Origin of the sequence: Streptomyces sp. NPDC051211 (assembly GCF_040689505.1) — a bacterium.
Taxonomy (GTDB): domain Bacteria; phylum Actinomycetota; class Actinomycetes; order Streptomycetales; family Streptomycetaceae; genus Streptomyces.
The window spans coordinates 54,645-74,737 of record NZ_JBFBAV010000012.1 but is presented as its reverse complement, the minus strand read 5'-3'; the positions used below and the strand labels follow the sequence as shown (position 1 = coordinate 74,737).

Below are 20,093 nucleotides of genomic sequence, written 5' to 3'. Positions count from 1 at the left end.
ATGCCGCAGGAACATCACGTCACGTGAGACAACCTCTAAGCCTTGATTGGTGCGGCCGACCTGGCGGCCTGCTCGATCTTCGCGCAGTAGGCTGCACGGGCTTCCTCGTCGATCTGCTTCTCGTGTTCGGCGCGCAACCCGGTCCGGCCGTCGAGGCCCTCGCGCAGGATATCGGCGTGCCCGGCATGCCGGATGGACTCGCCGAGGACATGGACCATGATGGCGAACAGGTTCGTGTCGGCATGAGGCTCCGGCCACCACGGCACGTGGCCGGGGGCGTCGAGGGGAAGCTCGTTGATCGTCGAGTCCGAGTGTTCCCACGTGCGCCGGTAGAACCCGATGATCTGATCGCGGGTCTCGTCCTCGGTCGCCCACAGATCGCTGCCGTTGGAGTCCTGCCACCGGGGCAGCGGTTCCGGGGAAGGGCGGTCGAAGACCTCGCCGAAGTACCTGGCCTCGACGGTGGCCACGTGTTTGACCAGGCCGAGGAGGTTGGTCCCGGTCGCTGTCAAAGGCCGGCGGGCGTCGTATTCGGACAAGCCGTCGAGTTTCCAGAGCAGCGCCTTGCGGTCCCGCCGCAGTCTCCCGTGCAGGTTGTCTTTCGCGAATTCATCGATCATGCGGCATGAGCCTGCCATGGGCTGCTCGTGGTCTCAAGATCCCGTACGTGGTCCGCAACGACTGGCAGAGCCGAGGCCTGGCCATGGCCGCTGCCCTGACCTGCGACAAGAAGCTCGCGAAACTTGCCACGTGAGACAGCCTCCAAGCACGTAGCCCGGCGCTCTAGTACGTCGACATCATCCAGTCCGCGATGTAGGCGCGGCGCGCCAGGAGATCCCGTTGGTGGTGATCTTCCGGATGCGGCCGTCGTCCTCCAGCGCGAAGAGCGCCAGCTCCTCCTCGGGGACGTCCTCAACGGGGGTCGGATCCGCTGCCCACGCCGCCAGCGGCGTCAGCCCCGACTCCAGGCCGGACGGGCGGTGCTCAGTGGTTCGCCACCGCACCCAGCCCAGCAGGACCTCGACGAACTCCGCGAACGACAGGAGGTCCTCCACCTGATCCGCACGGTGAGCACCGATCGGGCGGGCCCTGCGGGTATGGCCAGGCAGGGAAGCCAGCAACATCTCCTCGACCGCGTCGTTCAGAGCCTCGACGGTTCCCTTGCGGTACGGCGTGTAGGCAGGAAGATCATCGACAGGGACGGCGAAGGCGCCCAGAGCACGTTCCACCGTCCGGCACAGAAACTCCTTGCCGCGGTCCACCCGAACCAGCACCAGCCCCGGCAGGCCGCCGAAGGGCCCGTACGGCTCGGCCCGGCTGATCCCCGACCGCAACGCCGCCAGCACCGCATCCCTCGCCGGCTGATGCGGCGTAACCGCCACACCACAACGCCGAGTTGCTCCGCGTCGAGGACGTCCTAAGGGCCCGCGAGGTGTTCCCGCAGGGCTTGTTCTCAGGAGGCAGTGAACACTTCCGTGGAGTCGATCTTCCGGATGATGCCGCGATGCTGGCTCGTCTGCTGCCGTTGACGCTCTCCGTCGTGGAGCCGGTGGAAGGCGATCTGCTGGACAAAGCTCCCCTGGTGCTGCGTCAGGCGGGGTGGGGGCAGATCACGTGGATGGCGCTCAGCTGGCCGGCGGTGCCCGAACTCGACCTCGGCCCTGAGCACGCACGGACCGGGGTACAGGTCTGCTTCGGAATCGACGCCAATCACGAGCCGACCCCCGGGCCACACCGTGTACGTCCACGTCCGGCCCCACGAGGAAGAACGGGCGCAACACCTGGCCCGGCAGATCGGACACGATGTCGTGGGCCCTTCGGAGCACGGCTGGTAAGGCCGGACCGGTTTCATCCGCACGGGCTTGCCCGCGCCATCGACGTGGCGGGGGCAGGATGCCCCCCGCAGGTGCAGGCGCCTTCCACGAGCCGCCCGCTCCCGGCGGATATGCGATCATGCGTTCGACTTGTGGCGGGTGGATTTCCACCCCCGATCCGAAGCGCGCCTGACGGTGGTGAGACTGATGAGCGGCATCGACGGAGAAACGGACCTGCGGAGGAGCGGACCCGCGGACGGGAGCCTGCTCTTCCGGGGCGGCGACGTCGAGGTGCTGCACGAGCTGATCAGCACGCGGTTCGCGCCGAACCGGATGAACGTCCTGCACGCCCACCGGCTGGACGGCCTCTTCCGTTGCACGCACGACGGGCCCGTCGGGCTGTACGAACTCGGGTACGGCGCCGAGGTCGACGTCATGCCCGGCGCACCGCTCGACTTCTACAACGTGCACATCCCGCTCGCCGGCGACGGCGCCGTCACCGTGGACGGCAAGGAGCTGCCCTCAGCGCTCAGCATCGTGGGACCGGGACACGAGGTGTCGATGCGGTGGAACGAGAAGAGCCGTAACCGGATCCTGATCATCCCTCGCGAAGTCGTCGACGAAGCTGTCTCCGCCCGCCTCGGCGGACCGCCGGACAGCCCCCTGGTGTTCGATCCCGTCTTCGACGCCCGGACGGCACCGACCCGGGTATGGCTGGGCCTGGTCGAACGATTCGCAGAGTTCGCTGACGCCGGACTGCCGGCTCTCTCCCCCCTCGCGCTGGCGCACTTCGAGCAGCTCCTCGTGAACGGGCTCCTGGACGTCCAGCCCCATGCACTCGGTTCGGCGGTGGCAGGCGTCGGCAGCGGGGGCGGTGGAGGCAGCGCCGCCGTCCTGCGCGCCGTACACCGCGCCCGGGAGTTCTGTGCCGAACACGCGCACGAGCCGATCGGCGCCTCCGACATGGCGCGCGCGGCCGGGGTCGCCGTACGGACCCTGCGCGAGGGCTTCCGCCGCCATCTGGACACCACTCCCCTCGCGTACCTGCGCACCGTCCGGCTGGGTCTCGTACGCCGCGACCTGTCGGCCGTGGCCGAAGGACTGGAGCGGGGGAACGTCACCGAGGTGGCACTGCGGTGGGGGTTCACCCACTCCGGCAGGTTCACCGCCTACTACCGGCAGGCGTACGGGGAGACGCCGTCGCAGACGCTGCGCCGCAAGGACTGCCGTTCCGCATAGCCGCCCGGCCGTCCGCGCGCTATCCGCAAACGGCACGGCCACCGCGCCGGGAGCGGATGGCAGGGGCGCGTCGGGCCGAGCAATGCTGGGGTGCGGCGCCGCGCGGGGGACGGTGCCGCTCGCGGGCGAGGGCGTCCGTAGCCGGTGCCACGTGTGCGTGCCGGCCGGGTGGACCGCTGCGATGTCCGTCGTCCGCCTGTTGTTAGTGAGTTCGTCGTTGTGTTCAGGAGTGGTGATTTCATGGGTACCCGTTTGTCAGCCATGGCCCGGTGCGCTTCCGGTGGGGCCGTCGGCAAGGCGCTGCTGGTGTCGTCCCCGGCGCTCGTCCCGCTGGCCATGACGGTCACGCCTGCCAGTGCCGCGGTGATCGCGGGCAAGTGCTCGACAGGCCAGAACTTCTCCCCCGAGACGGCCGGCATCAACCCGAACCTGTACGCGCAGGTGTGCGTGGAGAAGGACAGCTCGGGCGTGTTCCGGGCCAAGGCGTACCTGTCGTGGGGAGCTGCCGGCCAGAACGACTTCCACAACATCGACCTGCAGCTGCGGCTCGAGAAGAGTGACGTGGTCAAGAAGACGGCCACCTGCGACTTCACCTCCCGGATGAACGGCACGGTGAACAGTTCCGGGTACTGCTACACGCCTTGGATGTCGCTGCCCGCGGGTGGTGTCACGGGTGACGCCACCCTGGTCTACGACTCTCGCGACGTCAGCGGTGAGAAAGCGTGGGAGCTCCACGGAAGCCCCACTCTCTGACCGGTCCCCGGTCGCGCCGAAGCGGCCTCGGTCCGCAGGCCCACCGCAGGGTAACGGGGGAGGGCCTGCGGGCCGGGGCACCGGTGCGGTGCAACACCGCCTTCACCGACCCCGACCACCTCAACCACCGGGGTCCATTCGCGTCGGAGAGCGCCGCCCGGTCGTGCCTACGGACGATCGGGCGTGACGCCGGGTCAGGTGGCTGTGCCGCGCAATCCCTGGCCGAGCTCCCCGACAACCCGCCCCGCTTCGCCACACACCTGGAACTCCGCCGCGGGCTGATGACGCCCGATCCGGCGACAGTGCGGGAGGCATCGCCCACGCCACCGCGGCCGTGGATGCACTGCCGGCCGAAGAGCGCAGCCTGACCCGCCCGTGCTGGTCGCCGAAGTCCGGGCCTGGTGCCACGCCCGAGGCTCGCGGCCACCCCAGTCGGGGCGCCTCGCGCCGGTGGGTGTCGAGTGCACGGAGCCGGCGACAGGCATCAAGCGGGTGCCGTGACCCCGCCCCATGACGCGAACTGGCTTTCGCCGCCGTCCGTTTGTGACCAGTCAGCTCTGGTACGACTCCGACCCGGACCATTACGGAGTGAGTCTGCCAAGGTACCTCCGGGACCCCAAGGACGGTGCAGCGTCCCAGCGGATGGTGCCGTACGCGCAGCTCGCGAGCCACATGGCCAAGGACAAGGAGACCGCCACCACGGTCCTGGCGGCGGGCGAGGACGACTCGCCCGTCTCGCCCTCGGGGGTCGTGGCGCAGTTCAGCACCACAGAGGGGCTCGGCTTGTTTCGGGTGAATCCAGGCGGTGAGGGGCCTTCTGAAGGAGGTCAAGTCGCCTGCCCTGCGCTCGCCCGGCCCGCGCCCGGGGGACACCGGTGAGCGGCAGCACTGCGACCCGGCCTTCTGGCGTGACGACACCACCCTGGTCTGCCGGCACGACAGCCTCAAGCAGCTCACCTTCAGCGCGGACTACCAGCGCGTCACCAAGACCGAGAAACTCCTCCCGGAGAGCGACCGGGGCGCCGGAGCCCCCACCCCCTCCCCGGACGGCAAGAGCTTCGTGTTCCTCTCCGAGACCGACAGCGACCAGTGGGTGCTCTACCGGTCGGACTTCGCCACCCCGGGGGCCCAGCCGGTGAAGATCGCCGAGCTGGAGCAGCTTCTCGACGGCGCCGACGACCATGGTGTCGCTAATCCGCTGGAGCTGACAAGAGTCAGCGGTCTCCAGCCGCCGGTGCTGGGCCAGGCGGCGGGGTTGCCGTTGAGGCTGCGTGGGCCCGGGGTGGTCGGACGTGGTGCAGGCCCCGCGCGGCCGGGCAGGCCGTTCTGCTGCTGGGCCGGCCCTGCGGCGTGCGCAGCTGGGTCCTGTCTCCTGAACAGCACCTGTTCCGGTCTAGTTGATCTATCCTGCCCCGCGCGAACACGCGAACAGGGGGCGGGAATGAAGCGGTCGGCAGGGAAACGCAAGCACCGGCACGGGCGGAGCGTGTGGACCACGCTCACCGGCTGGGGGATGGTGCTCAGCGCCGCCGGGGCAATCGGGTGCGTGCTGTGGGGCGTGGGACCGTACCCGCCGCTGTACGCGGAGACGGCGATGGCCGCACTGTCCTTGCTCTTCGCCGCCGCCTGGATCATCTCTTCGCTCCGGGCCCCTCGGCGGAAGTCGTACTGGCCGCGGCGTGGCCCCGCGAGCACCAGGCCCTTCCGCGACACCTCGGCCGACGACGGCGAGTACAGCGGCCGCGCGCTGGTGTGGTTCGTCGCCTTGCTGGTGCCCCTGGCCACCCTGGCCTGCTTCGCCATGGGGCTCATGGTTTCTCCGGAGTACGGACGGGAGACGGCTCGGCTGGACGCAGCCGGATGGGGGGAGCATCCGGCGACCGTGGTCCGGCTCGCCGGGGATCCGGTCCGCGGGCAGGACGACTCCGACGAGCCGGTGTACTACCGAACCGACCTCGTCCTGAGGATCCCCTACGACAACGGGCCCCGCGAGGTGACCAAGCGCGCGATGACCACCCAGCACGCTCCGAAGGCGGGCTCGACGATCCGGCTGTACTACGCGCCGGGCGACCCTCGCCCGGATTCGCCCGTGCTGACCGACGGCCGTCGCCAACGGCCGGGCCTGGCCAACCTCAACTTCTACCTCCTCCTCGGACTCCTCCTGATCGTTCCGCCGACGGCGATCCTGAAGGGCTCCCTCGACTGGGACATGACGCCCCGGGTACGGCGGTTCAGGCCCGTCGTCCACCTCCCGGCCCTCGGGATCCTCGTCCTCGGACTGCTCCTGCTGCTGCCGACCGCCCTGGGATGGGAATCGGCCGGTCCGGCCGCCTTCCTGACCTGCGTCACTCCTGGAGCCGCCCTGGCCTGGGTCTGGCGTACTGCCTGAAGATCCTGTGGAGGAGGTCGTACGAGGACGTGTGCGCGCGGGAGGTCCCCCGATCCGATGTCACCGTTGCCATCTCAGCGCGCGCACTCGTCCGCCAGGGCTGACAGGACGATGACGTTGCTGACAGGACGATGACGTTCTCGCCTCGCGGCGCCGGCCGGACGGGCCTTGGGGTCGGCCGCTGTCCAAGGGTCTGACCCTCGGTCAGCGCCGGGTCCACAGGAGGATCGCAGCGAGGTGCAGTGCGGCCTGGTAGGCGATGGGACCGTTGGCCGGCCCCCTAGGGTCTGCCGTCAAAGTGATCTTGCATCGTGGATCAAGGTCGAGTGATACGTCGCCATGAACTGTCCGATGCCGAGTGGGATCTCGTGCAGCCGTTGCTGCCCCGGCCTGCGCTGGGGCGGGCCCGGCTGGACGACCGGACGGTCCTGAACGGGATCGTGTGGAAGTTCCGCTGGCCCCGCGGGTGGTGGTCTGCTGGCAAACAAAGCGCCGCACGACAGGACAGCCTTTGCAGCCCACGGACGACTACGCGCGGCATATCAGGTCAGGATGACGGGGCGCCATGACCTGCTTTGCGCTCGACGTCTGTGATCTTCAAGTTCGCGGCTGCAGCGCCCCGAACGGCTCGGTGATCAGAGTGCTGGAGGTGCCACCGATCTCCAGTGCGACCTGGGTACCGGTCCGCAGGTCCAGGCGGACACACAGCGAGCCGCCCTGGGCAGGCATGGCGTGGATACGCGTCGCCGTCGCCGGGTAGTCCAGTTCCATCAGCTTGCTGCAGAAGCTCGGCGCTGGTGATGCCCTTGCCTCCGAACCGCTCACGGTGCGGTCCGCATGCTCGTCGGCGATGCACTGGTCCTCCGCATCCAGCGGAACACCTCTGCGAAGCCCTCGGGCATGAGCTCCTCCGTGTAGTAATCCGGAGGTCCTTCGGAGACGCGTCGGCACCGGGGGTCTCGACAGTGGAGCCTGGAGCAGCAGGGGGCCGTCCGGTGTCATGCGGCGGGAACCTGACGGTAGTGCCCCTGTCACAGTCACTCTCGTTCAGGACTGCGCCCGGCACGGTCGCCTCGTAGCGGACGGCGAGCTGGTCGTATCTCGTGGCCACGACCCGTTGGCACACACCCGGAGCTCTCGGGCGGCCGGACCTGACGAATAGCCCGATCAACCCGCACCAGAAGGTGGGACACACCTCACGAAGTCAGGCGTCAAGTCGACAGAACACAGCAGCGACGAACGCGGTGCGGCGGGACGCGTACAGCTCGACACGGGTACCTCCGCTTCGGTGAAGGCTTCTGCCGGACTTCAACGTGCGGAACCGCCGTTCCGCCCCCCGGGGATGTCAACCCGGGGATGTACGGCCGTCGCCGACTTACATCCCCGGGCCGATGGCAGCCGCTCGCGCCCGGCATAGCGTTCGAGGCATCGGCCCGCACCGGGCCGGATGCCACGAGAGACATCGATGGAGACAACTCGATGCGACGACGCTTGTTCCTGGTCGGTGCCGCCGTTGCCACGGCTCTGGCGGGCACCTTCTCCACCACGACCGCCCAAGCCGACACCCGCCCCGTACAACCGCCCGCGACCGCACTCGTGCTGCCCGCGCCGTCCGGCCACCACCCGGTCGGCAGGGCCACCGTGCACCTGAAGGACGAGAACCGGGCCGACCCGTGGGTCCCCTCCGAGAAGCGGGAGCTGATGGTCTCCCTCTGGTACCCGGCCGTCAAGCCCTCGGACACGCCCGCGCCCTACATGACGGCCGAGGAATCCAAGCAGTACGTGGCGGCCAGCGGACTGGACCTGCCAGCCGACCTGTTCGCCAAGGTGACGACCCACTCGACGGTGGACGCCGAGCCGTCGAAGGTCCGCGGCGGACTGCCCCTCGTCATCCTGTCACCGGGCTTCGGCATGCCGCGCGCCACCCTCACCGGCCTCGCCGAGGAGTTCGCAGCCCGCGGCTACGCCGTCGCCGGCATCGGACACAACTACGAGGCGGAAGGCATCTCGTTCCCCGACGGGCGCACCACCTCCTGTCTGGCCTGCGTGGACAGGGACTATCCCAAGGTCGGCGCCGTCCGAGCCGAGGACATCTCCTTCGTACTCGACGAGCTCACCGGCGCGCGGCCGGCCTGGAAGCGCGGCGCACTCATCGACCCTGACCGCATCGCCGTCGTGGGGCACTCTGCCGGCGGTTTCAGCACGATCCCGGCCATGCTGCGCGACCCGCGCGTCAAGGCGGCGGTCAACATGGACGGCAACTTCTGGTTCCCGAACAACGCGCCCCTGGACCGGCCGTTCCTGATGCTGGGCCAGCCCAGCCACATACCCGGCGGCACCGACCCGACCTGGGACAAGACCTGGACCGAACTGACCGGATGGAAGCGCTGGCTGAGCATCGACGGCACCGGGCACCTGTCCTTCACCGACCTGGCGCCCCTGGCCAAGCAGCGCGGCATGCCGCTCCAACGACTGGACGGTGACCGCGCCGACGCCATCACCAGGACCTATGTGACGGCGTTCGTCGACACCCACTTGCGCGGACGGAACACCCCGCTGCTGTACGGCCCGACAGCACGCTTCCCGGAAGTGCGCTTCCACCGCCCCTAAGGAGGGTCGTCAAAGTAGCCCCGCCCTCGACGCGCCGACCGTGCGGTCCCGGACGGCCGGTACTCAGCGGCGAGGGGCCGCGGGGCCGGCTCCAGCACGCGACGAGCCGACGAAGGCGCTGGATGATCCGGCAGACGGTGGCCGGGGAGATCCCGAAGAGCGGGGCGAGCTGCCGCATCGTGAAGTTGGTGCAGACGCAGCCGGGTGCGGTTCCAGGCGTCGCAGTCCGCGATAGTTTGACGCCAGGACCTGGCGAGAACATCCCAAGCTCACCGCCCGCAGGCGGCGGGGCGCACCCAGCGGAACGGAGGACTGAGCGTGGTAGGTGAGCACGGGCGGCGGCGCAGGCCGCTGCTGATCGGCGGGTTGGCGGTGGCGGGCGCCGGGCTGGCTGTCGGCCTGTACTGGTTCGAACCGTGGCAACTGTGGGTGGAGGATACGGTCAACGAGGCCGTCCCCTCTGCTTCTGCCGCCCCGAAGTCCGACTCGCCGGCTACGCCGCCGGCGGAACCGCGGATGGTGGCCCAGGGCACCTTGATCAGCCACGAACACGCCACCACCGGCACGGTGAAACTCCTCCGTCTCGCCGACGGCTCCCACACACTGCGCCTGGAGAACCTGGACACGAGCAACGGCCCCGACCTGCGTGTCTGGCTGACCGACGCCCCGGTCATCCAGGGCCGCGACGGCTGGCACGTCTTCGACGACGGCAAACACGTCAGCCTGGGCGAGCTCAAGGGCAACAAGGGCGACCAGAACTACCCCGTCCCGGCCGATGTGAACCTTGCCGACTACACCAGCCTGTCCATCTGGTGCGACCGCTTCAACGTCTCCTTCGGCGCGGCCGCACTCAACCGCACCTAGGTGTACGTCCTGCCGCCCGACCTGCCTCGGCTGCGGACGCTGGTCACCTCCCTGCGCGGCGAACTCGGCCGGGCTGAACAAGCCCTTGCCGCGGCCGAGGAGCGCGAGGCCCTCGCCGCGTCCCGTTGGCTGCCGAAGGAGCCACCCGCGTGGCGGGTCGAGCGCGGGATCGGAGGCGGCCGGCTTCCGGCCCGCGTGCAGACCGGGGACTGCTGGGACACCGGCCACCGCTGCGCCCCCGCCGACCCCGAGCAGATACGGCGGCTGCTGGCCGACGGCGTGGCCGCATGTATCCATTGCCGGCCCGACACTGCTCTTGGAGGGCTGGAGGACCGGGTACCGGCAGGGTGAGGGGATGAGCCATGCCCCGCGTGTAGTCGTCCATCCGCCGGATGCCCAGGGCGGGCGCCGCGTCCGCTGCGACGGCGAGATCCTCGGCCGCGCCCTAGTCCCGCCGACCTGCTGGAGTTCCTGCGACGGGCCGGCCTGGACCCCGACACCGTCCGCATGGACGATCCACAGCTCATCGAGTGGCGCGGCGGCGGGCCCGCCGTCTGGAGTCCCGACCTCGGCGAGCAGTAGGCGCAGCAGTGCGGGCGACCCCGGTGTCGGCGTTCGCGTGAAAGTACCCACTTCGGTACACGGCTACGTACCCAGGGAACTGTACGTCGCAGAACCCGGCCATCCTGTACTCAGTCGACTCTTGAAACGGGCACGACTGCCGGCGGGGCCGCGGAGTCCGCAATCCCGTTGCCGACGGAAGCGGTCGCGTACGATCCTCCTGGCATGGACCTTCCACAGCAGGCGATCGAACTGGACGACCTGACGCTGCGCCGCTTCAAGGGCGAGACAGACCTTCCGGAGCTCCTCCGGGTCATTGAAGAGTCGTTGGAGCACCTGCGCCCGTGGATGGCCTGGGTCGCCGAGCACAGCCCGGCCAAGACCGCCGACTTCCTGGCCCACCGCGCGGAGCGCTGGGCGAGTGGTGAGGAGTTCACCTACGTGATCGCGCTGAACGGCACGATCGTCGGCGTCTGCTGGCTCCTCCGGCGCGACGACACCCCGGACGACGGCCGCGAGATCGGATACTGGCTGCATCCCGGCGCCACCGGCCGCGGAGTGGCCACCCGAGCCGCCCGTGCTCTGGTCGCGCAAGCCTTCCTCCTCCCCGGCGTCGAGTACGTCGAGGTCATCCATGACCCGGCCAACCGCGCCAGCGGCGCCGTCCCGGCCCGCCTCGGCTTCACCGAACACCTGCGTCGCCCCGCCGAGCGCCTCGCCCCTGCCGAGACCGGCGAGGATCTAATCTGGCGGCTGACCCGGCATCAGGCGGGCGACATGGCCGCAGAGGCCTGTTGACCGGCACAGGAGGGATCTCCAGAGCCGTGGCTGCTGAGGTCTCGAGCACGCTACATGCCTCCTTGTCGGTATCTGTGCCGCCGTCGGCTATTCCGCCGGGGCGTAGGCGAGGGTGGTGTTCGGGCAGTCGGCGGCGTAGCGCAGGAGTGGCTCGCGCTCGGCCGTATCGACGACCAAGCCCACCTCTTTTTGGTGGCGACCCCGGCTGTCCCGTCTCACCGAACTTTGACGAGTCTCATCGGAGTTTGACCGCCCGGGATTGCGCTGACTGCACTTGGTCGGCAACCGCGGGGTTCCCGTCGAGTCGGCCACCGGGCATCCCGCAGCAGGGGGGAGCACGGTGGCCGTGGCCATCCCGGGAGGTCAGCTTGGTGCCGGGCAGGCCGGCTTCTACGAGTCGGAGGTCAGGAAGCCGATGAGCTGCTCTCCGGTGGCGTCGGGGTGTTCTTGGAGGTACTCCGCAGCGCGCTGCCTGTCCGTGGCGTTCAGCGTCAGGCCCATGGTGTGCAGCCGCTCAGAGACCTCGCCGGAGACGTCTTGTTCCTCGGCCAGCCCCAGCTGATCGATCGGTGCCGTGATCCGCACCCGCAGGCAGGGAGCGACGGAGTCGACGCCGGCCTCCTGGAGGAGGCGGGAGGCCCGTTGGGAGAGGTCCTCGGAGGACAGGACCCGGGTGGTCGAGTTGGCGATGCCCTGGAGCGGCTGGGCGCGGAGCAGGCCATTCAACAACGGAACCAGCACAGACCCGTCGAGGAACGATCCGCGGTCCCGTTCCGCGACAGGCCTCCAGTACGTGATCACGTAGTCCAGCGCCCCGATATAGGCAGACCGCTGCTCCGGGCGGGCTTGGGGGTCGGCGGTCAAAGAGGTCTCGACCAGGGCCATGCTTACCGTTGGGCGGACCAGCGTCGCCGGGTCCGACAGCTCGAAGACCAAGTCCGTCTCGTAGGGCAGGTAAGGACCCAGGGCCTGGGCGAGCGCCGTGTTGAGGCGCGGTGGGCTGGATATGGCAGGCATCGTTCAGCTCCTCCACTTCAAGATCATCAATGGATGTCGATCCTATAGATCCACCCCGTCGCGCGCGGGGATTCTCGGATCGCAGCCTCAAGAGCCAGGCGGTCGAACTCTGATGAGAGTCGTCAAAGTTCGGCGAGACGGGTCGAACACATGTCGCAATGCAGAGGTGAGGCCGTCGGCCCCGAGTTCGTCGACGCCTGAGCGTTGAGGAACCCCCCGACCCTCAGTTCGCCATGAACCGCTGGTGCCAGTACCCGCAAGCACTGAACGGAGTTGCCAGCATGAGGTGAGAGCTGAGGGAGACGGCCCTGCGGTCGAACTCGGCATCCAACACGGCAACGAGCCTGCCGAGGTCAGTCCGAGCACCACGGGGAAGCCACAGCAGCACGTCCTCCAGACGGTCTCGCGCCAACAGCGGATCACAGCAGTCGCAGCCCACCACCGGATCTGGCAGAACGCGCCCTGGTTGTCCCAGATACCACCGGCACTCCGCCAGGGCCGCGGCCACATCCCCCGGCCACAGACGCTCTTCTTCCAACTTCCGGATCGCTACGCGAGTCGCCGCGGACACACCGCGGATCCGGCAAACCGGGACACCTCGTCTGGACCGCCAACGCTTCGCGCGCAGCCTCTTCGGACGCCTACGCGGCATCGGCCTTTCGGATCAACATGCCGGCATCTTGCCACGGTCCGCACAACCCCCGCACGCGATCTCTGCGAGCCCGCGCCGCTTCGAGTGCTCCTACTTCTCACCAACATTCGCGCGCTCGTCCGGCCACTCGTGATGCCGAAACCGATCAACGAGTGCTCTCGCTTGAAACCTACGCAGCCACGGGGTCCGCCCTGGTCCGGCGAGGACCCAGGGGGCGGGCGATTCCATGCTGGGATCGGTCGAGGAACCGGTGACGGTGATCGGCGCCGTCGCAGGGCTGCTTGCGCCGGGCCGGCGGGGGTGCGCTTCCTTCTCGGTGCCGTCTCGTTGACCTGGTCAATCGACCATTGGAGGCACACCTCATGCTCATGGCAACCCCCACCCGGCGGCTCTCGGCGGTAATGGTGGCAGCCTCCGTCATCGCGGGCGCCGCGGGGATCAGCCCTGCGCACGCGGTGGAGCGGTGCAAGGTGTCGTCCAAGACCATCGACAACCCTGCCTACAGTGGTCCCTGGCCGGACAACTGGGATTTCACCGTCAAGGCCTGTGTGACCGAGTCCGGCGCGGACATCCGGCACTGGGCGACGGTTTCATGGGACGTGCCAGAAGCCTCCACCGGCCGGGGCCCCATCTTCAACGCGACGGGCACGAACGTCGAAGTTACGGCAATGATCGTCGGGGGCGGCCTGGCCGTCACGAAGCGCACTGACCTGGCCCAGCGTCTGAACAAGGCGAAGGACGGGTCCGCGACCCCCGCGTCCTACTCCTCGCGCTGGTCCAACCGTCACCGCCTCTTCACCGACGTGATCTTGTTCCTCGACTGGAAGGACGACGGGAAGGGCCCCCAGAAGCTCCACTTCGCTCCCTCCCCGTCCATCCCCGGCTCGTCGCGGTGAGGCCGGGCTGCGCGTCGCACCGGTGAAGACGATCGCGCGGCCTACGGGTGCGTCCAGGCGGAACAGGCGGGCCACGGCCTTCCCGGCCCATTCGGGGTGGTCGCAGCGTCAGAGACCTTCTGTCCGGCGGCTGGTGCGTGGCCCGAGCATGCAGGGCCACGCGAGGGCGAGCTGGATGACGATCAGGACGAGAAGCGCCTCGCCGAACGGGCCGACCTCGACGAGGACCCTCGGCAGGAGCGGGTGGCGGAGAACTCGGAAAGCCCCAAGTGCTGCATCAACCAGACGAGTCGGCGCTGTGGGGCGCCTTGTCGGCGATCCGGTCCACGTTCAGGACACCAGCAAGCAGGCCGGCCCTCTCGCCGCGCCGGACACGGCCGGCACAGCGAGGGTCTCCTGGCGCTTCACGCGCCCCCTGTTTCACCCCCACACACACACCGTCTCACAGCGAGTAGCGTTGTCCTACTCTCCGTGACGGCAATGATTGCGGCAAGATGAAAGAGGCAGGTGGACCGGGATGCGCGAGACACGACGCGTGGCGCGGGTACTGGGGGCGTGCGCGGCGGCGCTGACGCTGACGCTGGCGGCGCCGGGTACGGCGCAGGCGGCCAACGGGGTGCTGTTCATCGATCGGGCCCCGGTGCACGACCCGTCCGGCTGCTACCCGTTGGGCGACTTCGTGCCCTCGGAGGTGGCCAACTTGACGGACGAGGCCGCCTTCGTATGGTCGGGGCCCCACTGTGACGGGCAGGTGACGGGCGTCGTCCTGCCGGGACAGCTCCTCCGCCCCGCCCCCGGCATGAGCCTGTTCATCCAGTAGCGCCACGTCCGGTGGCAGAGCGGCGCCGGTCCCCCTCGCCGTTCGACAGGGAGGGGAACCGGCGCCGCAGCATGACTTACCCGGCCGGGCGGAAGACCTCGGTCGACGCGATCAGCGCGACGGCCGGGGAGCCGGCGGACAGGCCCGGGGTCGACCGGGGCGGAGCCGTGGCCCCTCCCGGGGGCGAGGCATCCCGCACGACGTACCGCCGGGACCAGTTGGTGCACGGCACATACAGAAGCGGGCGGGCTCCGGCGCGACGGCCAAAGGCCGGGAGCTGATGCCGTCGACGAAGGCCGAGCTGTGCAAGAAGGCGGCCGCGGCCGGCATCCCATGAACCACGACCAGCTCGCCGAGGCCCTCGCCCAGACCGGCCGCGGTCACTGCAAGGCCTTAGCGGCTTCGTTCACTTTCAGCAGCAGAGTTCGTCTGCAAGTAGTTCGGGGTTCGGCCGATGAGGCCGTGAGCAGGGCGGCTGCCCGGGGGTACGGGAGCGGTTGGTGTGAGCCGACAGCTGCGGCGCTCAATCGCTCTCATAGCGGTGGTGGCGCTGACGGTGTCCTGCGGCTGGGCTCCCCACCAACACGAACCGATCGCCTCGGCTCACCAACCAACCTCCCGCGCAAGGGAGTCGGCGCGGCGTGACCCCTCCGCTGTCAGTGGTCCGACGTACGCTGCACGGACGGAAGTGGGGGACCGTTCACGCACGGACGCGTGTTCCCGGTCACAGAGCACGACGTGCCCGGGTGGGCCCCCCACGGCTCGATCCTCAGGGGGGATCTTGACTACACCGCACCGCGGACGGCTGCGCCTCCTGGCCGCCGGGGGCGTACTCGCCCTGGCTGCCGGCGCTCTCGCCGCCGCCCCGAGCACTGCCGCCCCGCAGCACCGCGCGCCCGGCTCCGCCGTCGCGCGGCCTGCGACCGCCTCGATACCGGAGTCGGCCTCCGATGCCGCGCCGCGCCGAGCCGGGGCGCACCCGACCGTCGTCATGCCTGGCCGGGCCACGCCGTCCGCGCGGGTGGCTGCCGCTGCCAAGCCGCGGCACGACGTCGACGGCGACGGCCTCAGTGACATGATCGTCATGGAGTACGACCAGGAGACGGCCGTCTACCTGTCGTCGATCCAGGCCTGGAGCGACTACGCGATCTACAAGACCGACCCCGAAGCCTCGTTCAAGGATCTGCTGCCGGTGGGCGATGTGGGCGGCACGACCAAGCCCGAGCTGCTCTCCCTCTCCTTCGACGGCGTCCTCACGCTCTACGAGGCCGGCCTGAAGTCCACTTCGGCGCCCCTGTGGTCCGGCGGCGGCTGGCAGAAGTACAACCGCCTCATCGCCACCGGGGACATCACCGGAGACCGCCGCCCCGACCTGCTGGCCCGCGACCACGCCGGCGACCTGTGGCTCTACACGGGGACCGGAACCGTCAGCAAGCCCTTCAACACGCGGGCCAAGGTCGGCTCCGGCTGGGGGATCTACGACCAGATCGTCGGCGCCAGCGACGTCGACGGCGACGGCCTCGGCGACGTCATCACCCGCACCCTGACCGGCGAGCTGTGGTTCCACAAGGGAGCCGGCAGCGCCAGCGCCCCGCTCAAGGCCCGCGTCAAGGTCGGCACCGGCTGGAACACGTACAACGTGATCACCGGCCCGGACGACGTCGACGGCGACGGCATGAGCGACCTGATCGCCCGCAACCGCGACGGCCTGCAGTACTTCTACAAGTCGATAGGCGGCGGTAAGTTCGCCGCGAAGACGTACTACGGCAGCGGGTGGGAACGCAACGAGTTCATCGTCGGCGCGGGCACCACACAGCTCTACGGCAAGGGTCAGAACCTCATGACCCAGACCAACAACACCCTGGCCAAGTACTACGCCCTGGCCAACGGCGACTACCTGTCGCCGCCGACCAACGCCGGCACCGAGACGCCCGGGTCCCGCAACACGTACGCCACCGCGCTCAACAGCCACAACCACGCCAGCTACGTGCAGAACATCGGCAGCGACCTGTTCATCCGCGGCCAGAAGGTCAGCACGACGTGGAACTACAACCTGATGGTCGGCCCCGGCGACCTCACCGGCGACGGCAAGGGCGACCTGCTCAGCCGCGACTCCGCCGGCGTCCTGTGGCTGCACCCCGGCGACGGGGCGGTGTACACCAAGCTCGGCACGCGCATCAAGGTCGGCACCGGCTGGAACGGCTACAACTCGCTCGTCGGCGCCGGCGACTACTCCGGCGACGGGCGGCCCGACCTGCTCGCCCGGGACACCTCCGGCCGACTGTTCCTCTACAAGGGCACGGGGACGGCCACCGCGCCGTTCGCTGCCCGGGAGCAGATCGCGACCGGCTGGGGCGTGTACGACATGCTGGTCGTGCCGGGTGACATCGACGGCGACAGCAAGGGCGACGTGCTCGCCCGCCTCGCGAACGGCGACATGTACCTGTACACCTCGACGGGCAACGCCGGCACCGCGACCTTCGCCGCCCGGGTGAAGTTCGGCACCGGCTGGAACATCTACAAGAACATGCTCTGAGCCCCGCGGCCGCCAGGCCGCGAGGAGCGACGGCGCGGGCCCGCCCACCGGCATCAGCCGGCGGGGGCGGGCCCGCGTCCGCGACCCGGTTCCGGCACGGCGGCCGTGAGGCGGCCCGTGCACCGTCCGGGCCTCAGAGCCAGCCGCGCGACGCCGCCCGAGCGCCGGCCTGGAAGCGGGTGATGGCGCCCGGTTCGCCGAGCAGGGCGTGATGGGAGTCAGCCGGAGTACGACAGAAACATGCCGTTCGAGCGAATCCGGCCGGCCTGGCGCACGCGTTCGCCCAGCAGCCGGAACGGTACCTCCACCGCCTGGGCCCGGACCACCCCCGCACTCTCGCCACCCGGGGAAACCTCGCGTACTGGCGGGGCGTAGCGGGGAACGCGGCGGGTGCGGCCAACGCGTTCGAAGAACTGCTCGAGGCGCAACTCCAAGCACTGGGACCGGACCATCCCGATACCGCCACAGATCCTTCAACCGCGGATGTCCGGCCGGACCAGGCAGCACGTCGGTGGCAGGTTCGTCCTCGGACGGATCCGGGGTCGGTGACTACGAACAGGGCTCCGGGATCTGCCCGTCGGGTCCCGCTCGCGGCCTGGACGACGGCCTGGCGCAGTTGAGCCGGCCGGCGCATCCGGCATGGTCCGCACAGCGGACCGCATCTCCGGTGAACTCGCCGAAGGCGCCCGGCGGTTCACTCGAAGGGCCCGCAGGGCGGACCGCGGCCCGCCGTTGGCGCACCCTGGGCCACGGCCCCAGAGGCAAAGGCCTGTACGGGTCCTCCGGGCGCCTGCTGAGCCCCGTCTATCGCCTTGTGACAGTGCTGAGGGGCTCAGGTAGCGGTGATGCGCAGCACGTATGGCTCGCTGCTGTTCAAATCCAGTGACCGGTGAAAAGAATCACCGAGAAGACCAGCAACATGCCGACAAGGCCGCCGAGGCAGGAGCATGCGAAAGCCTTCGCCAGGCGCTCCTCCGGCGGAGGCGGAGGCGGCAGGTGAACATGTCCGGGCGGCGGCGGGCCGGGCGGTGGGACCTCCATGGACATGAAACCCCCGTAGGCACAGGTGCAAATCCGGTAGGAGCAGGCGTACACGCGGGCGTCGACAACGGCCGCGCCGCCGACAGGAGTGCACTCCTCTTGACTTCCAGATCGGGAAGCACAGGGCCGACGGGGCAGTCAGGGCGTGGTCGGTGAACAGCTCCTCCAGCAGTGCGCACCGCTTCTTGTACGGGCGGGTCAACAGCTCCTGGCCGTCCGGCTGCAACTCGTCGAACCCAAGAGAAGTAGGCCGGCCACCGCCCGGCCAGGCCCGCGGCGCTACGGCCACGGGCGGCGGCCCGGCGCTGCAACGCCTCGAACGACGACCGCCCCGCCTCCGCGTCCCACAGCGGCAGCTCGCCATCGAAGACCAGGCCGTGCGGCAACTGCTCCTCGGCGGCCGCCACCGGGTCGGGAAACCGGTCGCGGGCGCCTGAGCAAGTCAAGGGGGATCGCGACGGCGGAGGGGCGGACAACTATGATGGAGGGCCTTGTTCTACTCGGTCATGTCCCCCGGCGAAACTCCCGGCTCGTCCGGTGAGAGCCGCGTGAGCCCGACGAGGACCATGGTCGTCCTGGGCGCGGGCTTGGCATGGGCAGCGCGGACCAGATAGCGCCCCGCCTCCAGGTCGATGCGCAGCCGGTCGAGGTCGTCGAACTCGGCGTCGGGACCGGGAACGCCGGGCCGGCCGGAGTCCAGCAGGACTACCGGGCCCGGAACCTCCCAGAGCACCTCCGCCTCCCACGACGCGGCCTCAAGCGCCTCTTCGACACTGTCCAGCATGGCGTCCTGCGAGTCGGCGCCGATCCAGCGCACGAAGCAGCCGTGGTCGGGCACGTAGGTGGTTGACCAGGGCTCCCCGAGAACCAGGGCCTCCGCGCGCCCGACGGGGATCACACCGAGGTAGCCCTCGACCTCGCAGGCCCTGCTGTAGTCGTCGTCGCTCGTGGTCGACTCGAAGTCGCATCCCTGCCAGGACGTCAGGACCTGTTCGGGCACCACGATGAGCGGCCCTCCCCCGGACTCGGTCCACTCCCATTCCCCGTTCCCGTATTTGACCATGCGGGAAAGCTACAGCGGGGTGGTGACATCGGGACGACGGCGGGGGACCGCTTCGATCCGCCCTATCCAGCTCACGCGGCGGTGGCAGGCGACGCGTTCGACCGACGTGACCTCGTCAGCCTGGGCCGGGGAAGCGGGGGCGAGGAACGGCTGCAAGCTCACCGGAGGGGTGTGGCACTTCCACTACGACGGCATTCTGTGCTCTGCGCGCGGACGACCGTCGCGGAATCCGCTCTGACCGAGGCCTGTCCTTCGGCCGTCACGGGCAGAAGACTTCCTTGGCCACGGCGGCGCCCTTGTTCCAGCCGTCCGAGAACGCCTGGTTCGCCGACGCCGGAGGCCGGGCGTCGCAGCCCTCACGCACGGCGTCCCAGCCGGCGGTGAGACCCGCCTTGTAGGTCGTGCCGGGGGTGGCGGCGGGCTCGGAGCCCCCGGTGCACACGGTGGTCCGGCCCGCCTGTGTCACCGCGTACCTGTCGTCGGTCTTGTCCCCGATCTGGAAGGAGCCACCGCCTGGGACGTTGAAGGACGTCGTGCCCGCGCCCGGCGAGGACAACTGGGCCTGCCCCTCCGTGAACCCTTCGCCCGAAACGCTGACCCGGTCCGCCGAGTCGGCGGCGGACACGGTGCAGGTCGCGGTGGGCGCGGCCAGGGACTGGGCGAACGTCGTCGGCGCCGCCGCGAGCGCCGGGACGCCCAGCACGATCAGGGCGGCGGCAGCGGTGGTGGTGCGCGCGCGTCGGTGCATGGTGCTTCTCCTCGTCAGGGCTCTTGGCCGAAGGCGGCGTGGACCCGTGCACCACCGGCCTGCCCTTGCCGTCGCCTGTACGCGACGGTGCCGGACGGGTAGGGCTCCGGCCGGGAGCAGGTCCCCGGCTATTTGGCCCGGCGGCCGCCACGCTCACCGGGCAGCCGCCGGCCGGACGCTGTGGTCCTGCCATCGCCTGGACGGCCGTAGGGCTCCATCGTCCCCCGACGGGTGCGGTGTGTCGACCGGACGGTGGCACGGCCCGTGGGGTCTCCCCGGCCCTCCGCCACCC

The 20,093-nt window shown here is 69.7% G+C and carries 20 protein-coding genes and 1 pseudogene; 12 read left to right on the top strand and 9 right to left on the bottom strand.

Features of this window, described 5'->3' with window-relative positions:
• Positions 1 to 35 precede the first annotated feature (35 nt).
• Complete coding sequence (locus AB0447_RS14730; protein ID WP_366477007.1) at positions 36 to 620, bottom strand: DinB family protein; 585 nt, start codon at positions 618 to 620, stop codon at positions 36 to 38.
• A 5-nt stretch (positions 621 to 625) separates the two neighbouring features.
• Between AB0447_RS14730 and AB0447_RS14725 the strand changes: the two genes are divergently transcribed.
• Positions 626 to 754 (top strand): hypothetical protein, encoded by a 129-nt coding sequence (locus tag AB0447_RS14725; protein ID WP_366477005.1) that lies wholly within the window; start codon positions 626 to 628, stop codon positions 752 to 754.
• Between the two features lie 43 nt (positions 755 to 797).
• Here the strand turns inward: AB0447_RS14725 and AB0447_RS14720 are convergent, their stop codons facing one another.
• On the bottom strand, positions 798 to 1,346 hold the full coding sequence (locus AB0447_RS14720; protein WP_366477004.1) for a hypothetical protein: 549 nt from the start codon (positions 1,344 to 1,346) through the stop codon (positions 798 to 800).
• 675 nt (positions 1,347 to 2,021) lie between these two features.
• Here AB0447_RS14720 and AB0447_RS14715 point away from each other — a divergent pair.
• The 4 genes from AB0447_RS14715 (at position 2,022) to AB0447_RS14700 (ending at position 6,764) form a co-directional block, all read left to right on the top strand.
• On the top strand, positions 2,022 to 3,053 hold the full coding sequence (locus tag AB0447_RS14715; RefSeq protein ID WP_366477003.1) for an AraC family transcriptional regulator: 1,032 nt from the start codon (positions 2,022 to 2,024) through the stop codon (positions 3,051 to 3,053).
• A gap of 240 nt (positions 3,054 to 3,293) precedes the next feature.
• The gene (locus tag AB0447_RS14710) at positions 3,294 to 3,806 is read left to right on the top strand and encodes a hypothetical protein (protein ID WP_366477002.1); all 513 of its coding nucleotides are present in this window, start codon (positions 3,294 to 3,296) and stop codon (positions 3,804 to 3,806) included.
• Positions 3,807 to 4,611: 805 nt separating this feature from the next.
• Positions 4,612 to 6,195 carry a DUF3592 domain-containing protein gene (locus tag AB0447_RS14705; protein WP_366477001.1) on the top strand — a complete coding sequence of 528 codons (1,584 nt, stop codon included), beginning with the start codon at positions 4,612 to 4,614 and terminating at the stop codon, positions 6,193 to 6,195.
• A gap of 311 nt (positions 6,196 to 6,506) precedes the next feature.
• Positions 6,507 to 6,764 carry a transposase gene (locus AB0447_RS14700; RefSeq protein ID WP_366477000.1) on the top strand — a complete coding sequence of 86 codons (258 nt, stop codon included), beginning with the start codon at positions 6,507 to 6,509 and terminating at the stop codon, positions 6,762 to 6,764.
• Between the two features lie 28 nt (positions 6,765 to 6,792).
• Here AB0447_RS14700 and AB0447_RS14695 read toward each other — a convergent pair whose 3' ends face one another.
• Positions 6,793 to 6,966, bottom strand: a complete 174-nt coding sequence (locus AB0447_RS14695) for a hypothetical protein (protein WP_366476999.1) — start codon at positions 6,964 to 6,966, stop codon at positions 6,793 to 6,795.
• A gap of 708 nt (positions 6,967 to 7,674) precedes the next feature.
• Between AB0447_RS14695 and AB0447_RS14690 the strand changes: the two genes are divergently transcribed.
• The gene (locus AB0447_RS14690) at positions 7,675 to 8,805 is read left to right on the top strand and encodes an alpha/beta hydrolase (RefSeq protein ID WP_366476998.1); all 1,131 of its coding nucleotides are present in this window, start codon (positions 7,675 to 7,677) and stop codon (positions 8,803 to 8,805) included.
• Between the two features lie 68 nt (positions 8,806 to 8,873).
• Here AB0447_RS14690 and AB0447_RS14685 read toward each other — a convergent pair.
• Positions 8,874 to 8,995: pseudogene (locus AB0447_RS14685) on the bottom strand (transposase family protein); the annotation flags it as partial.
• Between the two features lie 164 nt (positions 8,996 to 9,159).
• On the opposite strand from AB0447_RS14685, the gene AB0447_RS14680 reads away from it, so the two are divergent.
• The 3 genes from AB0447_RS14680 (at position 9,160) to AB0447_RS14670 (ending at position 11,028) form a co-directional block, all read left to right on the top strand.
• Positions 9,160 to 9,669: a DM13 domain-containing protein gene (locus AB0447_RS14680; RefSeq protein ID WP_366477130.1), complete on the top strand. Its 510-nt coding sequence runs from the start codon at positions 9,160 to 9,162 to the stop codon at positions 9,667 to 9,669.
• On the top strand, positions 9,670 to 10,020 hold the full coding sequence (locus AB0447_RS14675; RefSeq protein WP_366476997.1) for a DUF6233 domain-containing protein: 351 nt from the start codon (positions 9,670 to 9,672) through the stop codon (positions 10,018 to 10,020).
• Positions 10,021 to 10,455: 435 nt separating this feature from the next.
• Complete coding sequence (locus AB0447_RS14670; protein WP_366476996.1) at positions 10,456 to 11,028, top strand: GNAT family N-acetyltransferase; 573 nt, start codon at positions 10,456 to 10,458, stop codon at positions 11,026 to 11,028.
• Positions 11,029 to 11,418: 390 nt separating this feature from the next.
• On the opposite strand, the gene AB0447_RS14665 is transcribed toward AB0447_RS14670, so the two are convergent.
• Complete coding sequence (locus AB0447_RS14665) at positions 11,419 to 12,045, bottom strand: hypothetical protein (protein ID WP_366476995.1); 627 nt, start codon at positions 12,043 to 12,045, stop codon at positions 11,419 to 11,421.
• A gap of 1,014 nt (positions 12,046 to 13,059) precedes the next feature.
• Between AB0447_RS14665 and AB0447_RS14660 the strand changes: the two genes are divergently transcribed.
• The 3 genes from AB0447_RS14660 to AB0447_RS14650 all read left to right on the top strand — a co-directional run bounded on the left by AB0447_RS14660 (position 13,060) and on the right by AB0447_RS14650 (position 16,949).
• Entirely contained in the window at positions 13,060 to 13,593 is a 534-nt protein-coding gene (locus AB0447_RS14660; RefSeq protein ID WP_366476994.1) for a hypothetical protein, read from the top strand.
• Positions 13,594 to 14,110: 517 nt separating this feature from the next.
• A complete protein-coding gene (locus AB0447_RS14655) occupies positions 14,111 to 14,413 on the top strand; it encodes a hypothetical protein (RefSeq protein ID WP_366476993.1) in 303 nt (100 codons plus the stop codon).
• A gap of 781 nt (positions 14,414 to 15,194) precedes the next feature.
• Complete coding sequence (locus AB0447_RS14650) at positions 15,195 to 16,949, top strand: VCBS repeat-containing protein (RefSeq protein WP_366476992.1); 1,755 nt, start codon at positions 15,195 to 15,197, stop codon at positions 16,947 to 16,949.
• A gap of 218 nt (positions 16,950 to 17,167) precedes the next feature.
• On the opposite strand, the gene AB0447_RS14645 is transcribed toward AB0447_RS14650, so the two are convergent.
• The 4 genes from AB0447_RS14645 to AB0447_RS14630 form a co-directional block, all read right to left on the bottom strand.
• Entirely contained in the window at positions 17,168 to 17,383 is a 216-nt protein-coding gene (locus AB0447_RS14645) for a hypothetical protein (RefSeq protein ID WP_366476991.1), read from the bottom strand.
• Between the two features lie 1,103 nt (positions 17,384 to 18,486).
• Positions 18,487 to 19,053, bottom strand: coding sequence for an Imm21 family immunity protein (locus AB0447_RS14640; protein ID WP_366476990.1), 567 nt, complete (start codon positions 19,051 to 19,053; stop codon positions 18,487 to 18,489).
• A gap of 9 nt (positions 19,054 to 19,062) precedes the next feature.
• Complete coding sequence (locus AB0447_RS14635; protein WP_366476989.1) at positions 19,063 to 19,215, bottom strand: hypothetical protein; 153 nt, start codon at positions 19,213 to 19,215, stop codon at positions 19,063 to 19,065.
• 97 nt (positions 19,216 to 19,312) lie between these two features.
• Positions 19,313 to 19,801, bottom strand: a complete 489-nt coding sequence (locus AB0447_RS14630) for a hypothetical protein (RefSeq protein WP_366476988.1) — start codon at positions 19,799 to 19,801, stop codon at positions 19,313 to 19,315.
• Positions 19,802 to 20,093: the final 292 nt, after the last annotated feature.

Bases quoted from the DNA above. Each gene is read 5' to 3' on its own strand.
- AB0447_RS14690 (WP_366476998.1), top strand. From the start codon at position 7,675: ATGCGACGACGCTTGTTCCTGGTCGGTGCCGCCGTTGCCACGGCTCTG.
- AB0447_RS14725 (WP_366477005.1), top strand. From the start codon at position 626: ATGAGCCTGCCATGGGCTGCTCGTGGTCTCAAGATCCCGTACGTGGTC.
- AB0447_RS14710 (WP_366477002.1), top strand. From the start codon at position 3,294: ATGGGTACCCGTTTGTCAGCCATGGCCCGGTGCGCTTCCGGTGGGGCC.
- AB0447_RS14665 (WP_366476995.1), bottom strand. From the start codon at position 12,045: ATGCCTGCCATATCCAGCCCACCGCGCCTCAACACGGCGCTCGCCCAG.
- AB0447_RS14655 (WP_366476993.1), top strand. From the start codon at position 14,111: ATGCGCGAGACACGACGCGTGGCGCGGGTACTGGGGGCGTGCGCGGCG.
- AB0447_RS14715 (WP_366477003.1), top strand. From the start codon at position 2,022: ATGAGCGGCATCGACGGAGAAACGGACCTGCGGAGGAGCGGACCCGCG.
- AB0447_RS14660 (WP_366476994.1), top strand. From the start codon at position 13,060: ATGCTCATGGCAACCCCCACCCGGCGGCTCTCGGCGGTAATGGTGGCA.
- AB0447_RS14730 (WP_366477007.1), bottom strand. From the start codon at position 620: ATGATCGATGAATTCGCGAAAGACAACCTGCACGGGAGACTGCGGCGG.
- AB0447_RS14670 (WP_366476996.1), top strand. From the start codon at position 10,456: ATGGACCTTCCACAGCAGGCGATCGAACTGGACGACCTGACGCTGCGC.
- AB0447_RS14640 (WP_366476990.1), bottom strand. From the start codon at position 19,053: ATGGTCAAATACGGGAACGGGGAATGGGAGTGGACCGAGTCCGGGGGA.
- AB0447_RS14695 (WP_366476999.1), bottom strand. From the start codon at position 6,966: ATGGAACTGGACTACCCGGCGACGGCGACGCGTATCCACGCCATGCCT.
- AB0447_RS14630 (WP_366476988.1), bottom strand. From the start codon at position 19,801: ATGCACCGACGCGCGCGCACCACCACCGCTGCCGCCGCCCTGATCGTG.